This window comes from Mesorhizobium sp. CA10 (genome assembly GCF_020165285.1).
Taxonomy (GTDB): domain Bacteria; phylum Pseudomonadota; class Alphaproteobacteria; order Rhizobiales; family Rhizobiaceae; genus Mesorhizobium.
The window spans coordinates 165,714-181,093 of sequence record NZ_JAIUHV010000009.1 but is presented as its reverse complement, the minus strand read 5'-3'; the positions used below and the strand labels follow the sequence as shown (position 1 = coordinate 181,093).

The 15,380-nt window shown below is 63.5% G+C and carries 15 protein-coding genes and 1 tRNA gene; 10 read left to right on the top strand and 6 right to left on the bottom strand.

Annotated elements, in window-relative coordinates; translation table 11 throughout:
* Window positions 1-95: 95 nt before the first annotated feature.
* Window positions 96-1,106: a type I glyceraldehyde-3-phosphate dehydrogenase gene (gene gap / locus LB535_RS19850; RefSeq protein ID WP_095767356.1), complete on the bottom strand. Its 1,011-nt coding sequence runs from the start codon at window positions 1,104-1,106 to the stop codon at window positions 96-98.
* A 144-nt stretch (window positions 1,107-1,250) separates the two neighbouring features.
* Window positions 1,251-3,242, bottom strand: coding sequence for a transketolase (tkt, locus tag LB535_RS19845; protein ID WP_095767357.1), 1,992 nt, complete (start codon window positions 3,240-3,242; stop codon window positions 1,251-1,253).
* A 260-nt stretch (window positions 3,243-3,502) separates the two neighbouring features.
* Here tkt and LB535_RS19840 point away from each other — a divergent pair, with 260 nt between their 5' ends.
* From LB535_RS19840 to LB535_RS19830, 3 genes are all read left to right on the top strand, one after another.
* Window positions 3,503-3,775 (top strand): DUF4164 domain-containing protein, encoded by a 273-nt coding sequence (locus tag LB535_RS19840; RefSeq protein WP_023763725.1) that lies wholly within the window; start codon window positions 3,503-3,505, stop codon window positions 3,773-3,775.
* A gap of 4 nt (window positions 3,776-3,779) precedes the next feature.
* A complete protein-coding gene (locus LB535_RS19835; RefSeq protein ID WP_140847018.1) occupies window positions 3,780-4,145 on the top strand; it encodes a cell division protein ZapA in 366 nt (121 codons plus the stop codon).
* 187 nt (window positions 4,146-4,332) lie between these two features.
* Window positions 4,333-4,992, top strand: coding sequence for a peroxiredoxin (locus tag LB535_RS19830; RefSeq protein ID WP_140847021.1), 660 nt, complete (start codon window positions 4,333-4,335; stop codon window positions 4,990-4,992).
* Window positions 4,993-5,258: 266 nt separating this feature from the next.
* Here the strand turns inward: LB535_RS19830 and rpoH are convergent, their stop codons facing one another.
* Together rpoH and LB535_RS19820 are read right to left on the bottom strand one after the other, a co-directional pair.
* Window positions 5,259-6,170 carry an RNA polymerase sigma factor RpoH gene (rpoH, locus tag LB535_RS19825; protein WP_095767360.1) on the bottom strand — a complete coding sequence of 304 codons (912 nt, stop codon included), beginning with the start codon at window positions 6,168-6,170 and terminating at the stop codon, window positions 5,259-5,261.
* Window positions 6,171-6,385: 215 nt separating this feature from the next.
* Window positions 6,386-7,456, bottom strand: coding sequence for an RluA family pseudouridine synthase (locus tag LB535_RS19820; RefSeq protein ID WP_224633395.1), 1,071 nt, complete (start codon window positions 7,454-7,456; stop codon window positions 6,386-6,388).
* A 26-nt stretch (window positions 7,457-7,482) separates the two neighbouring features.
* On the opposite strand from LB535_RS19820, the gene LB535_RS19815 reads away from it, so the two are divergent.
* The 6 genes from LB535_RS19815 (at window position 7,483) to LB535_RS19790 (ending at window position 10,686) form a co-directional block, all read left to right on the top strand.
* Window positions 7,483-7,866, top strand: coding sequence for a fimbrial protein (locus LB535_RS19815; protein WP_140693096.1), 384 nt, complete (start codon window positions 7,483-7,485; stop codon window positions 7,864-7,866).
* Window positions 7,863-8,276, top strand: coding sequence for a VOC family protein (locus LB535_RS19810; RefSeq protein ID WP_224633394.1), 414 nt, complete (start codon window positions 7,863-7,865; stop codon window positions 8,274-8,276). Before LB535_RS19815 ends, LB535_RS19810 begins: the two co-directional genes overlap by 4 nt.
* Before the next feature lie 85 nt (window positions 8,277-8,361).
* Window positions 8,362-8,436, top strand: a tRNA-Glu gene (locus LB535_RS19805).
* 143 nt (window positions 8,437-8,579) lie between these two features.
* Entirely contained in the window at window positions 8,580-9,161 is a 582-nt protein-coding gene (locus tag LB535_RS19800) for a VOC family protein (RefSeq protein WP_224633393.1), read from the top strand.
* A gap of 23 nt (window positions 9,162-9,184) precedes the next feature.
* Window positions 9,185-10,039 carry a glutathione S-transferase family protein gene (locus tag LB535_RS19795; RefSeq protein ID WP_224633392.1) on the top strand — a complete coding sequence of 285 codons (855 nt, stop codon included), beginning with the start codon at window positions 9,185-9,187 and terminating at the stop codon, window positions 10,037-10,039.
* Between the two features lie 290 nt (window positions 10,040-10,329).
* Window positions 10,330-10,686 carry a hypothetical protein gene (locus tag LB535_RS19790; protein WP_411969588.1) on the top strand — a complete coding sequence of 119 codons (357 nt, stop codon included), beginning with the start codon at window positions 10,330-10,332 and terminating at the stop codon, window positions 10,684-10,686.
* A 62-nt stretch (window positions 10,687-10,748) separates the two neighbouring features.
* Here the strand turns inward: LB535_RS19790 and LB535_RS19785 are convergent, their stop codons facing one another.
* Both LB535_RS19785 and LB535_RS19780 read right to left on the bottom strand, forming a co-directional pair.
* Complete coding sequence (locus tag LB535_RS19785; RefSeq protein ID WP_224633390.1) at window positions 10,749-10,976, bottom strand: hypothetical protein; 228 nt, start codon at window positions 10,974-10,976, stop codon at window positions 10,749-10,751.
* Between the two features lie 170 nt (window positions 10,977-11,146).
* Complete coding sequence (locus tag LB535_RS19780; RefSeq protein ID WP_224633389.1) at window positions 11,147-11,494, bottom strand: hypothetical protein; 348 nt, start codon at window positions 11,492-11,494, stop codon at window positions 11,147-11,149.
* A 198-nt stretch (window positions 11,495-11,692) separates the two neighbouring features.
* On the opposite strand from LB535_RS19780, the gene LB535_RS19775 reads away from it, so the two are divergent.
* On the top strand, window positions 11,693-15,037 hold the full coding sequence (locus LB535_RS19775; RefSeq protein WP_224633388.1) for a response regulator: 3,345 nt from the start codon (window positions 11,693-11,695) through the stop codon (window positions 15,035-15,037).
* Window positions 15,038-15,380 lie beyond the last annotated feature (343 nt).

Here is a 15,380-nt window from a genome sequence, read left to right as displayed (position 1 = left end):
GTTCCGGCTAGTCACCATGGTGCGCTGATCCGCCGCGACTTAAACGAAAACGCCCGGCCGAAGCCGGGCGTTTTGAACTGTAAATTGACGAGCGATCAGCCGATGGTCTTGCCGAAGGCGACGGCGGTGTCGCCCATGCGGTTCGAGAAGCCCCATTCGTTGTCGTACCAGGACAGCACCGAGACGAAGTTGCCGTCCATCACCTTGGTCTGGTCGAGTGCCACGATCGAGGAATGCGGGTCGTGGTTGAAGTCGATCGACACGTTCGGGTGATGGGTGACCGACAGAACGCCCTTCAGCTTGCCATTGGACGCGGCGATGACCGCTTCGTTGATCTCCTGAGCGGAAGTCGAGCGCTTGGCGATGAACTTGAAGTCGACAACCGAGACGTTCGGGGTCGGCACGCGGATCGAAATGCCGTCGAGCTTGCCCTTGAGCTCGGGCAGGACAAGGCCGATCGCCTTCGCGGCGCCCGTCGAGGTCGGGATCTGCGACAGCGCCGCGGCGCGGGCGCGGTAGAGATCCTTGTGCATGGTGTCCAGCGTCGGCTGGTCGCCGGTGTAGGAGTGGATCGTCGTCATCATGCCCTTCTCGATGCCGACGGTCTCGTGCAGCACGGCCGCCAGCGGCGCCAGGCAGTTGGTGGTGCAGGACGCGTTCGAGATGACGATGTGGTCCTTGGTCAGCTTGTCGTGGTTGATGCCGTAGACGACGGTGAGGTCGGCGCCTTCGGCCGGGGCCGAGACGAGCACGCGCTTGGCGCCGGCGGTCAGGTGCGCGGCCGCCTTGTCGCGGGCGGTGAAGATGCCCGTGCATTCGAGCGCGATGTCGACGCCGAGCTCCTTCCAGGGCAGCTGGGTCGGGTCCTTGATCGCGGTGACCTTGAACTTCTCCTTGCCGACCGAGATCTGGTCGCCGTCCACGGTCACTTCATGCGGGAAGCGGCCATGCACGCTGTCATAGCGCAACAGGTGCGCATTGGTCTCGACCGGGCCGAGGTCGTTGACGGCGACCACGTCGATGTCCTTGCGGCCGGATTCATGGATGGCGCGCAGGATGTTGCGGCCGATGCGGCCAAATCCGTTGATGGCAACTCTGACGGTCATTGTTCTCTCCCTTGGGGCGGATGGGTCCGCAGTGTCATAACGGCGGAAGGCGCAAGAATCCAGCCGCAGAAGGTCGCATTTAAATCGATTAGGTTGGTCCAGCCCGGCAAAGCGTCAACCGACGTTGCCGGGCTGAGCCAATTCTTAGTTGCCGTGCAGCCGGGCTTCGACCGCCTTGGCCGCAGCTTCGGCGGTGATGCCGAAATGCGGATAGAGCTGCTCGATCGAGCCGGAGGCGCCAAAACCGTGCATGCCGACAAAAATGCCGTCGGTGCCGATCAGGTGATCCCAGCCCTGGCGGATGCCGGCTTCGATCGCGACCTTCACCTTGGCGTTGCCGATAGTCTTCTTGCGGTAATCCTCGCTCTGCTGGTCGAACAGCTCGAAGCAGGGCACAGAGACGACGCGGGTCGGATGGCCGTGCTTTTCCAGCAGGTCGCGCGCGCCAAGCGCGATCTCGACCTCGGAGCCGGTGGCGAAGATCGTCACCACGGCCTCGCCGCCGGCCGCGGCCAGCTCATAGGCGCCCTGGCTGGAGAGGTTCGTCGCCGAATGCTCCGTGCGCACGGTCGGCAGGTTCTGGCGGGTCAGCGCCAGCGTCGAGGGCGTCTTTTCGGATTCCAGCGCAATCTGCCAGCATTCGGCGGTTTCGACCGCGTCGGCCGGGCGGAAGACATTGTGGTTGGGGATGGCGCGCAGCGCCGCCAGATGCTCGACCGGCTGATGCGTCGGGCCGTCCTCGCCGAGGCCGATCGAATCATGCGTCATGACGAAGATCGAGCGGATGCCCATCAGCGAGGCAAGGCGCATCGACGGGCGGGCGTAGTCGGAGAAGCACAGGAAGGTGCCGCCATAGGCGATCAGGCCGCCATGCAGGGTCAGGCCGTTGATCGCCGCCGCCATGCCGTGTTCGCGAATGCCGTAATGGACATAGCGCTGGCCGTAATCATCGGGGGTGATGTTCTTGGTCTGGCTGGTCTTGGTGTTGTTGGAGCCGGTGAGGTCGGCCGAGCCGCCGATGGTTTCCGGCACCGCGCCGTTGATGACTTCCAGCGCCATCTCCGACGACTTGCGGGTGGCGACCTTCGGCTTGTCGGCCGACAGCTGCTTCTTGTAGTCGGCGATGACGGCGTCGAAGTTGGAGGGCAGCTTGCCGGCGAGGCGGCGCTCGAACTCGGCCTTGAGCTTCGGCTCGGCCTTCGCCAGGCGGCCTTCCCAGTCGGCGCGGGCCTTGGCGCCACCCGTGCCGACGGTCCGCCAGGCATCGAGGATGTCGGCCGGAATCTCGAAGGGCGGCGAGTCCCAGTTGAAGAATTTGCGCGCCCCGGCGATTTCCTCGGCGCCCAGCGGCGAGCCATGCGCCTTGTTGGTGCCGGCCTTGGTCGGGGCGCCGAAGCCGATGGTGGTCTTGCAGGCGATCATCGTCGGCTTGTCGGAATGGCGCGCCGCCTCGATGGCATACGCGATCGCTTCCGGATCGGTGCCGTCGATGTGACTGGCGTTCCAGCCCGAGGCCTGGAAGCGGGCGACCTGGTCGGTGTTGTCGGCCAGCGAGACCGGACCGTCGATCGAGATGTTGTTGTTGTCCCAGAAGACGATCAGCTTGTTGAGCTTCAGATGCCCGGCCAGCGCGATGGCTTCCTGGGAGACGCCTTCCATCAGGCAGCCGTCCCCGGCCAGCACATAGGTATAATGGTTGACGAGGTCGTTGCCGAAGGCGGCGTTCATGATGCGCTCGCCGAGCGCGAAGCCGACCGAATTGGCAAGACCCTGGCCGAGCGGGCCGGTGGTGGTCTCGATGCCGGCGGCATGGCCGTATTCGGGATGGCCGGCGGTCTTGGAGCCGAGCTGGCGGAAATTCTTGATCTGGTCGATCGTCATGTCCTCATAACCGGTGAGGTAGAGGAGCGAATAGAGCAGCATCGAGCCGTGGCCGGCCGACAGAATGAAGCGGTCGCGGTCGGCCCAGTGCGGTGCCTTGGCATCGAATTTCAGGAAACGGCTGAACAGCACCGTGGCAATGTCGGCGCAGCCCATGGGCAGGCCTGGGTGACCGGAGTTCGCCTTCTCGACGGCGTCCATGGAAAGGAAACGGATCGCGTTGGCCATCCGATCATGTTGTTCACGCGAGGTCATGCTTCCTCCGGAAGTGAGTTGGAGCCTGGGGAGAACCCTTGGAAAAGGATGCCGCGACACATAGCAGGCGCGGTCTTTTAGTCAACAAATCGGGATGGATTTTGCCGGGCTTGTGATGGCGCCCGGCGCCTACATTAGCGATAGCGGGGGACAGTCGCGAGAGCTTTGTTGACGCGCCCTTCACCCGGCGCCTAATCTTTCCCAGGTAACGCATTCTGAACGCGTGCGATTCGGTGATGGGCAGGGCATAGGACGAAGCCATGACCGGGGAAACGACCCTCAAGGAAGTCATCGCCAGGCTGGGCAAGGCCATGGAAGGGCTGGAAAACGCCGTGGCGGCGAAGCTCGAGCATGAGCGCGATTATTCGGAAGCCGAGGCCGAGGTGCAGCGCATGAACGCCGACCGTTCGCGCCTGGCGCAGGAGCTCGACAATTCCGAAGCGCGCGCCGAGCGGCTGGAAGACGCCAACAAGGAAGTGTCGCGGCGGCTGGTGACCGCCATGGAAACTATCCGCGCGGTTCTGGACAGGTAAGGCAATGGCACAGGTCACCGTTTCCATCGACGGCAAGCAGTACCGGATGGCCTGCGACGAGGGCCAGGAAGAGCATCTGATCGACCTTGCCGAGCGCTTCGACCGTTATGTCTCGCACCTGAAGGATTCCTTCGGCGAGATCGGCGACCAGAGGCTAACCGTCATGGCGGGCATCATGGTGATGGACGAGCTCTCGGAGCTCGCCAAGCGTGTCAAAGGCATGGAGAGCGAAGTGCTGACCTTGCGCAAGACGCGCGACGAGGCGCTGACCAAGGCCGACAAGAGCGACAGCGTGCTCACGACCGCGCTCGGCGCGCTCGCGCAGCGCATGGAAGACCTCACGGCGACGCTCGCGATAAGGAAAGCCTGAGCGGGGGCCCACCCTCTCGCGAAAGTGCAAAATCCTGCCGAAGAGCGCCGTGCTCGCCAAAAAAATATTTGGCTGCAGCGGGCTAGGTTACGGCTCCTGGCGTTTGACCGATGCCGCGATGGTGGTAGCTTAGAATGCTTGCCGGCCGCGCCGGCCATCGTTTCATAAAAAAGGGTAGGGATAGGTCATGAGTCTTCGTATCAACGATGTCGCGCCGGATTTCACGGCCGAAACCACGCAGGGCACCATCAAGTTCCACGACTGGATCGGCGACGGCTGGGCGGTGCTGTTCAGCCATCCGAAGAATTTCACGCCGGTCTGCACCACCGAGCTCGGCACCATGGCCGGCCTCGAAGGCGAGTTCAAAAAGCGCAACGTCAAGATCATCGGCATCTCGGTCGATCCGGTATCGAGCCACGAGAAGTGGCAGGCTGACATCAAGACCGCCACCGGCCAGACGGTGAACTATCCGCTGATCGGCGATAAGGACCTCAAGGTCGCCAAGCTTTATGAAATGCTGCCTGCAGGCGCCGGCGAGACCTCCGAGGGCCGCACGCCGGCCGACAACGCCACCGTGCGCTCGGTCTATGTCATCGGCCCGGACAAGAAGATCAAGCTGGCGCTGACCTATCCGATGACCACGGGCCGCAACTTCGACGAGATCCTGCGCGTCATCGATTCCATCCAGCTGACGGCCAAGCACCAGGTGGCGACGCCGGCCAACTGGAAGCAGGGCGACGACGTCATCATCACCGCCGCCGTCTCCAACGAGGACGCGATCAAGCGTTTCGGCGCGTATGAGACGGTGCTGCCGTACCTCAGGAAGACCAAGCAGCCGACGGCCTGAGCCTTTCCTTCTCCCCGTTCACGGGGAGAAGGTGCCCGAAGGGCGGATGAGGGGCGGCGCCGCGGTCGAGGATCAGCGCGCCGGCCCTTTGAAGCGATTGTTGCCCTGAACGATAACCTCGCAGCGTCGGCGCTGCCCCTCATTGTCCTACCGGTCATTTCTCCCCGTATAGTGACGGGGAAAAAGGGGCGCGCGACCGCTTTCGCCAAAAAAACGGCGGCGCCAGATTCTGGCGCCGCCGTTTTGCTGCTCAATGCGTGGTGGCTTTACGCCGCCGGCTGCGCCTCGATGGTCCGCAGCGCCTGGGTCTGGCGCTTGGCGGCCGCCTTGACCGCGTCCTGCACCTTCTCGAAGGCGCGCACCTCGATCTGGCGCACGCGCTCGCGGCTGATGTCGAACTCGGCCGAGAGTTCTTCTAGCGTCAGCGGCTCTTCGGCCAGGCGACGCGCCTCGAAGATGCGCCGCTCGCGGTCGTTGAGCACCGACAGGGCGCCCGACAGCATGGTGCGCCGGTTTTCCAGCTCGTCCTGCTCGATGAGCATCTCTTCCTGGCTCTCGTGATCGTCGACCAGCCAGTCCTGCCATTCGCCGGACTCGCCTTCGCTCGCCCGGATCGGGGCGTTGAGCGAAGCGTCGCCCGAAAGGCGGCGGTTCATCGACACCACTTCGGCCTCGGAAACGTTGAGGCGAGTGGCGATCTCGGCGATCTGCTCGGGCTTCAAGTCGCCATCGTCGAGCGCCTGGATCTTGCCCTTCACCTTGCGCAGGTTGAAGAACAGACGCTTCTGATTGGCGGTGGTGCCCATCTTGACCAGGCTCCACGAGCGCAGGATGTATTCCTGGATCGAGGCCTTGATCCACCACATGGCATAGGTGGCGAGCCGGAAACCACGCTCCGGTTCGAATTTCTTCACGGCCTGCATGAGGCCGACATTGCCTTCCGAGATCACCTCGCCGATCGGCAGGCCGTAGCCGCGATAGCCCATGGCGATCTTGGCGACGAGCCGCAAATGGCTGGTGACGAGCTTGTGCGCAGCCGTGGTGTCCTGATGCTCGGCATAACGCTTTGCGAGCATGTACTCTTCCTGCGGCTGAAGCATCGGAAAGCGGCGGATTTCTTCCAGGTAACGGGCGAGACCGCCTTCACCGGAAACGATACTGGGTAATGATTGGGCCATGATAGCGCCCCTCTCTCTTTGGAGTGGATGCCCCCGAAACGCGGCGGGCGTTCGTCACGGATGCCAAAGGCTCATCCGCGACAACCTGTGTATATAGGAACAAAACCAGAAAAGACAGGCATTTGTTCAACGCTAAACAGTCTGTCACGCTAAAGTGAACAACGCCGGTCAGGTTTTTTGATGGCTGGTTTGCAGCTTGTTCGTAGCAGGTCGGTTCAGAGTTTTCGGAAGTCGCCGACGAGTTCCTCCATGTCTCCCGGTATCGGCGCTTCGAACCTCATCGTTAAATGGGTGGTCGGATGCCGGAATTCAAGGAGCCAGGCATGCAGGGCCTGCCGGGGAAAGGCTTTGACCTTGGTTTTCAAGGGCTCGGGCAGCCGGTTGGCCTTGGTGCGGAAGGCCTGCCCGTAATCCGGGTCGCCGATCACGGGGTGCCCGATATGGGCCATGTGGACGCGGATCTGGTGGGTCCGGCCTGTCTCCAGCCGGCATTCGACCAGGCTTGCCGTGGCGAAAGCCTGCTGCCCTTCGCCGAAACGTTCGACGACGCTGAAATGGGTGACGGCATGGCGGGCGTCGTCGCGACTTTCAGACACCACCGCGCGGCGGACGCGGTCGGCGGCGCGGCCCAAGGCAGCCTCTATGGTGCCGGCCGGCCGCGGCGGGATGCCCCAGACCAGCGCCAGATAGGCGCGCTCGAGGTCGCCGGTGCGGCCATGATCGGCAAAGGCTTCCGACAGCGCCTTGTGGGCGCGGTCGGTCTTGGCCACGACCATGACGCCGCTGGTTTCCTTATCGAGGCGATGGACGATGCCAGGACGCCTGACGCCGCCAATGCCGGACAGGCTGTCGCCGCAGTGATGGATCAGCGCGTTGACCAGCGTGCCGGTCCAGTTGCCGGCGCCGGGGTGGACGACCAGTCCCGCCGGCTTGTTGATGACGATCAGCTCGTCGTCCTCGTAAAGAATGTCGAGGGGAATATCCTCGCCCTGCGGCGCTGCCGGCTCCGGAGCGGGCACCAGGATCTCGATCTTCTCACCGACCGTCAGCTTGCGCTTGGCTTCCAGCACCTTCCTGCCGGCAACGGAGACCGCGCCTTGCTTGATCAGCGCCTGCACGCGGCTGCGCGAGAGCTCCGGACCGAGCTTGGCGGCAAGCCACTGGTCGAGGCGCTGGCCGGCGGCATCGGCGCCGGCTTCCAGCACGGTGGCTTCGCCTGCGGCCAACTCATCGTCCGTCGGCTCCTCCCCTATCAATGTCGAACTCTCTTCGTTATGAGCGCTCATCGAAACCCGTTGCGGATTGTTTAGCCATGGCCCGGCCGATCGCCGAAGAAGATGAGGAAAAGCCGCTCGACCCCGCGGCCGAGAATGTGCGCCGCAAGCTCGTCCGCTTCATGATCGTCAATCTCGGCCTTCTGTTCCTGGCCCTTATGGTGGTGATCGGGGCGCTTGTCTACAAAGCCCGCAACGCGCCGGTGGCCGGATCGGCGCCCGCCGGCGATGTTCAGGCTCCGGCCGGTGCGCCGCTCTCGGGCGACATCGTGCTGCCCGTCGGCGCCAAGGTGATCAGCCAGTCGCTCTCCGGCAACCGCCTGTCGATCGACGCCGAGCTTGCCGATGGCGGCCGTTCGATCTTCGTCTACGACATCGCCGAGCGCCGCATCATCGGCCAATTCGCGGTTCGCAACAAATGAGCGGCTTTGCCGAGCAGCGCAGCATTGCGACCGTCGCGCTCGTCGTCGGCAATTACGACGAGGCGATCGCCTGGTATGTCGAGCGGCTCGGTTTCGTGCTGAGCCAGGATGTCGATCTCGGCGGCGGCAAGCGCTGGGTCACCGTCGCGCCGGCGAAGGGCAAGGGGGCGAGGCTGCTCCTGGCGGAAGCATCCGGCGAAGAGCAGGCAAGCCGCATTGGCAACCAGACCGGCGGCCGGGTGTTTCTCTTCCTCGAGACCGACGATTTTTCCCGCGATCACCAGGCGATGCTCGCCAAGGGCGTCGAGTTCCGCGAGGCGCCGCGCTTCGAGGCCTACGGCACGGTGGCGGTCTTTTCCGATCTCCATGGCAATCTCTGGGACCTGATCGAGCCGAAACGGCAGGGCTGACCGGGGCATTTCGCTAAGTCTACGGACAACCTGAAACCCCAGTTGCTTTTTCCCAGCGGCCAGCCTATGTAGCCGGTTCTTGAGCGCGCCCATCGTCTAGCGGTCAGGACACCGCCCTCTCACGGCGGGAACAGGGGTTCGATTCCCCTTGGGCGTACCAAGCAACTCTCCTGTAGACCGAAAGACCAATCCCTGCTGGGTCCAATCTGGCGTTCGCGCGTTCGTCCGTTCTGGCGCAGCGCTTGCAGTTGCTTTAGCATTCTCTGCACAAAGCCTGCCGCAAGTGCGGGCGGGAGGAGTCCAATGCGGAAGCTGCAGTCGCAAGGCGTTCATCACATCACGCTGGTCGGCGCCGGGCGCCAGACCTCGATCGACTTCTGGGAGGGCGTGCTCGGCATGCCTTTCATCTTCGAGCAGCCCAATCTCGACAAGGCGAGCGAAAGCCATCTCTATTTCGATCCCGGCGACGGGCGGCTGATCACCGTCTTCACCGACGAGACCCGGGTCCCGGTCAAGCGGCGGACACCGACCGATATCGGCTGCGTCCATCACATCGCGTTCTCGGTGTCGCGGGTCACCTTCCTGCAGGCTGTCGCGCGGCTCGACGAGCGCGGCATCAAGCACAGCGGCGTCAAGGATCGCGGCTTCATGGATTCGATCTATTTCGAAGATCCGCTCGGGCTGTTGATCGAGCTCGCGTCCTACCGCTTCGACCCGCCGGCCGGCTTCACCCATGCCGACGTGCTGATGGAGGCGCACAAGATCCGCGTGGCGCGGGGCGACTACAACATCGCCGAATTGCACCTTGCCGACGCCATCCAGGCGCTGGTCGAGCGGTCACGCGAAACCCTGTCGGAAAACAGGGTGCCGAGGAATCCGTACTGAGCAAGCAAAGGGAGGGACATGAAATGGCAAAAGCCGCAACAAAGAGCGCGAAGAAACCCGCTGCCAAGACCGCGCCGAAAGCCGCAGTAAAAGCCGCCGCGAAATCGGGCGCCAAGACATCGGCGAAGGCGACTGCCAAAGCGGCCGCGAAGGCGACATCGAAAATGGCGAAGCCAGCTAAGAAGCCTGGCATAAAACTCAGCATGCTGAGGCCGAGCGTCAACAACATGACGGTGCGAGTGTTCGCGCGCGCGGCCGGGCTCGATCCGGCGGAGACCGATGCCTGGGGCCTCACGCGTTCGCCCGAATTCCTGGCGCGCAATCCGGCGCATCTGACGCCGATGATCGAGGACAAGGGCCTGCCGCGCGGCGTGCTGTGGGAAAGCTGCGCCATCATGCAGTATCTCGCCAACAAGCACGGGTTGGACAAGTTCTATCCGAAGGCGCCAGCAAAGCGGGCGATGATCGATAGCGCCATGTTCTACCTTGTCGGCACGCTTTATCCCTATGTCGCGCGCGCGACGTATCCGGCGCTCGGCTTTCCGCAATATGCCGGCGAGGTCGGCCACAGCGACGCCCATCCCGACAAGAAATCGGAAGCGCAGAAGGCAGCGATGGCTGCGATCGCCGAGCCGCTCGAGGTGTTTCACTCCTTCTTTCGCAACGGCAAACCATTCATCGGCGGCAACAACCCGTCGATCGCCGACATAAGGCTGGCGGCAACGCTCGAGTTCCTGGCGGTCATCGACTACGCGCTGCCCAGCTGGGCGAAGGAATACATGGCGGCCATGGAGAAGAAGCTCGGCAAGGCCTATGCGGAGCCGGCAGGCGACGTGCGCGGCTACATCGCGCATGTGAAATCGCAGGCCAGGGCCTAACAGCCGGCTCAGGTTAAGGTTTCATTTACCCAACGCCTGTCTACTGGTCACAGTCCTCGCCGCGACCACGGATGTACTGGCGCGAAGCGGAGGCGAAGGGAAAGGTCGGCCCAGCGCCGGCCTTTTGCTTTTCCGGCGGTTGTATCGCCTCCCACGGCAATGACGACATACGACTTATCCGGTGCCGAACCGGTTGAAATCCTATTGTCATCGGCGTGATTGATCCTACCATTACCTAGGGTTGACAGTTGCGAGCCGGGCAAAAAGCGATGAGGGCTGCGATGAAAAGAATGGTGAAACTTTCCTCGGTCGCGAGCGCGCTCCTGGCGAGCGCCGCGGCCGAAGCCGCGCCGCTCAACGGTATGAACGAGGTTGGCGCCGCCCTGCTCGCCTGCTGGACGCCGCCGGCCAATTCCGACAATTCCTCGGTGACGCTCAGCTTCAGCTTCAAACGCGACGGCACGCTGATCGGGCCGCCGAAAACAACTGCTATCCATGTCAGCGGCGACGACAAGGCGCGTAAGGCGTATATCGACGCTGCGACCAAGGCCCTGAACGATTGCCTGCCGCTCAGCCTTTCGCCCTCGCTGGCGCAAGGCATCGCCGGAAACGTCTTCACGCTGCAGTTCAACTCGCCGAAGAAGTAGGCCACGGCGAAGGCACCGAGCCTAAGGCGCGTCGCGATCTTTCTAGATTCGCTCCATGCGCTTCAGGTTTTGGCATGTCCGCGTGCGCGCCTGATCTGGGCGTGCTTTTCCAGCTCCGGCATCTCGAAGACATAATCGTTCCAGGCGGAGTCCGGGATCTGCCCGGCCAGGTAGCAATCCAGCAGAAGGCTTTGTTCGGGGGTAAGGGCTCTCGGCGCATGCTCATGATCCAGCCCAAGCGAATGGATCAGGTTCCTGGTCAGGCCAGAGACGGTGAAGTGAATGGACATCTTCAGTCTCCTCTGCGCAGCGCGCGTCACATCAACGCCAACAACGTCCGTCACCGGGCAAAGGTTTCATCAGCGATCCGTGATCGCCGCGGTCGCGGCCGGGCTGAATCTGTCGGGCTGTCTTTCTTCACGGGCAGTGGATCCAGCCGGCATCGATCGGCGGATTGAGGCTACTCGCAGATGACGCGGTAGCGCTTGCCGGTTTCGCCGACATTCCTGCAGGTAAGAGCGGTCTGCTCGTCCGAAGACTGATCAGCCAGATTCTGGTTATATGAAGGCCTTGCCGGAGACCTGGAATAGCGCCGGACCGACGGGCCTTGCGGCGCGCCCGGCGGCGGCAAAGGAAACACGTCCGGCGCGATCTGCCGCGACGCGGTCGTTCCCGGCGGCGCCTTGTCCCAGACACGTCTGACGTCCATCCGGCTCGGGACGATCACCGTGCCGTCGTCGCTGCGCGCGCAGCCGCCCGCCGCAAGCAGCGCCGGGCACAGGATGAAAGCCGCGATTCGACCAAACATTAGCAACACCTCAGGCACCTTATAATGCGTTGTTGCCATGATCGCCAACGGGCGGATTACCGCAGCCGGCGCCAGGGCCGGAAGCTGGCTCAACGGCACCGGGGGCAGGCGGTTGCAATCAATATGGTTAGCGGATCGTTAATGCTTGTCGGGCACATTCCCCCGACGAACCTGCACAGTTCGGCCTTGGGGGTAGGAATGGCGGATACGGACGGGACTGTCGAGGCGGACAACAAGGCGGACAGACGCGGCAACGAGGCCTTTCTCGGCGACGTCCACGATATGGCCGGGACCTCGGAGGCGCTTGCCAATCTCAGGCTGATGGTCGATTCGATGCCGATCGGCGTCATCGTTCTCGATGCCGAATTGCGGGCGGAGGTGGTCAACCGGGCATTTTACGACTTCTGGCAGATCGATCCTCGGCGCGCACCGGCCGGCAGTCGCTTTCGCGACCTCATGGAAGCCAGTCGTGATGCCGATCCGTTCGGCGCCGAGGAACAGGCCTGGCAAAGCCATGTGGCCGAACGGGAGGCCGAAATCCGGGCTGGAAGCGCAGGGTCCAGGCAGTTGCCGCGCAAGGACGGCCGCACGCTGATCGCCTCGCTGGCGCCTCTTCCAGGCGGCAAGCGGCTGATCTCCTATGTCGACATCACCGACATGAAACAGCGCGAGAACGAGGCGGAGGACGCGCGCAAGAATCTCGTCACCGTACTGGAGTCGCTGCCGGCGGGGGTCATCATCTACGATCGCGACGACCGCTTCGTCTTCGCCAACCGCAAGCTGCAGGATACGCTGCCGGCGCTGAAGCCGGCCTGGCAGCCTGGCCGCACGTTCCGCGAGGCGTTGGCGCTTGGCCATTCCGTCGGCTATTTCCGCTCGAGCGGCGACCCCGGAATCGACGGCCTGTATGGCGTCGACACCGAGCGCTGGCTTGACGCCATGCTCAAGCGGTACCGTTTGCCGAGCTCGGCCTACGAACGCCTCAACGCCGACGGGCGCTGGTACCAGGTCTATGACATGCGCACCGACGACGGCACATTCATCGGCGTGCGTGTCGATATCACCGACATCAAGGCGCGCGAGAAGGCGTTGCGCGATTCCATGCGCCAGATCGACCTTTACCGGCATGTGATGGACGAACTGCCTGTGGCAGCCTTCATCAAGGCCGACGATCTCACCATAGAATTCGTCAACAAGGCCTGGTGCGCGCTGACCGGACTGCCCAAGGACGAGGTGCTCGGCAAGACCGATCGCGAGCTTTTCGCGACCGAAGAGGCGGACGGTTTCAGCAATGACGACAACGAAGTCGTGGCGACCGGCGCGGGACGCGAGATCGAGGAAGCCGTCACCCACCGCGACGGCACGGTGCGCCAGCTGATGACGCGCAAGAGTCGGCTGGTGGCGATCGACGGGTCGGTGCATCTGGTCGGCTCCAGCACCGACATCACTGACGTCAAGGCGCGCGAGCAGGCGCTGCGGCGGAGCATGAGCGAGAACGAGGTGTTCCGCAGCCTCATCGACAATGTGCCGGTGTCGATCTATGCCAAGCGTTCGGACCTCAGGCAATTCTACGTCAACAAGGGCTGGTGCGATCTCACCGGCTTCAGCAAGGAAGAAGCCGTCGGCAGGACAGATGTCGAGATTTTCGGCGCGGACGGCGAAGCCTTCGTCGCCGGCGACCTTGCCGTGCTGCGCACCGGCGAGACGCAGGAGATCGAAGAGACGGTGACGATGCCGGACGGCAGCGTCAGGCATCAATTCGCGCGCAAGGGCGCGATGATCGCCTCGGACGGCTCGCTCTATCTCATCGGCTCCACCACCGACATCACCGAACTCAAGCAGCGCGAGGCGGAGCTCAGCGAGGCACGCCGGCGCGCCGTGCTCGCCGACCGGGCCAAGTCGGAGTTCCTCGCCAATATGAGCCACGAGATCCGCACGCCGATGAACGGGGTTCTTGGTATGGCAGAGCTGCTGGCAAAGTCGGACCTCGATCCGAAGCAGAAGACGTTCACCGACATCATTGTCAAATCCGGCAATGCGTTGCTCACCATCATCAACGACATCCTCGACTTCTCGAAGATCGATGCCGGCCAACTGGTGCTCGACCCTGCACCCTTCAATCTGGCCGAGGCGATCGAGGATGTGGCGACGCTGGTGTCGACGCGCGCCAAGGAGAAGGACCTCGAGCTCATCGTTCGCATCCAGCCGGGCCTCGACGGCCAGTTCGTCGGCGATGTCGGCCGTGTCAGGCAGATCGTCACCAACCTGCTCGGCAACGCGGTGAAATTCACCGACAAGGGTCATGTCCTGGTCGACGTGACGGGTGAGCGGGTTCCGGCGGGAACGAGGCTCACCATTTCCGTGACCGATACCGGCATCGGCATTCCGGAAGACAAGCTGAAGCAGGTTTTCGAAAAATTCAGTCAGGTCGACACCTCCTCGACCAGGCGGCATGAGGGCACCGGGCTTGGCCTTGCCATCACCTCGCGGCTGGTCGAGATGATGGCCGGCGAGATCGGTGTCGACAGCGCCGAAGGCAAGGGTTCGACCTTCTGGTTCACGATCACGCTGCCCAAGGCCGAGCAGGGCGGTCAGCGCATCATGCCGGTCGACGTCACCGGCGCGCGCGTGCTCATCGTCGACGACAATGCCGTCAACCGCTCGATCCTCAGCGAGCAGATGGCGTCGTGGACGTTCGATTCCTGTGCGGCCGAAAGCGGCGCCGAAGGGTTGAAGGTGCTGATTGCCGCCGCCGCCTACGGCGTGCCGGTCGACTGCGTCGTGCTTGATTATCAGATGCCGGGCATGACCGGCGCCGAGATGGCGCGCATCGTGCGCAATACGGCGGGCCTGGCGCATACGCCCATCATCATGCTGACCTCGGTCGACCAGTCGCTTGCCGGCACGGCCTATCGCGACCTCGGCATCGATGCGCAGCTGATCAAGCCGGCGCGTTCCTCCATTCTCCTGGAAACGCTGGTCTCGACCGTCCAGCGCCACCGCCACAGCAGCGCGGCGGCGCAACCCGCCATTGGCGCCGCCAGCCCCCCGCAAGCCGCGCCAGCGCAGATGGCGGCATCGGAGCGCGCCATGCTGCAACCGCCGCCGGCGCGGGCGCGTCCGCGCCCCGCCGATGCCGAGCGCGAGCTCGACATCCTCGTCGCCGAGGACAATGAGGTGAACCAGATGGTGTTCACCCAGATCCTTGGCGAGACCGGTTACCGCTTCGAGATCGTCGGCAACGGCCGCAAGGCGCTCGATGCCTTCGGCAGGCTCAATCCGCGCATGATCCTGATGGATGTATCGATGCCGGAAATGAACGGGCTGGAGGCGACGGGCGCGATCCGCCGGCTCGAGGAGGACATGGGCACGCATGTGCCGATCGTCGGCGTCACCGCGCATGCGCTGAAGGGCGACCGCGAACGCTGCCTGGAAGCCGGCATGGACGATTACCTGCCGAAGCCGATCAGTCCGCGGGCGCTGCTCGAAAAGCTCGAGCGCTGGCTGGGTTCGGACGTAGAGACCCGGCGCAACGCCGGTTAAAACGAATTTAGCGGGCAGGACGGCGGCAAGGGGCTGACGCATGCGTATGGTGCGATCGCACCATACCAAAGCAAGCGCCAAGCTCGGACAATCATGACATTGATTCCGCTCTTCGGTTACGGGCGGGAGCAGCGACCGCCGACAAGAAACAGCGTCGACTCTACCCCAACGGACCTGTTTTCGGCGATGGCCAGGCCATGATCCGCTCTGGCTTACAGGCAACGCACTCTCGTCCGGATTTTATTTCCCGGCGGCCGTCATCCGGCCGCCGGGATAAATTTTGTTTCAAAATTCAGACAAGTTGCTGATTTCCGCGGCAAACTCCGGCCGGCCCTTCGAGGCC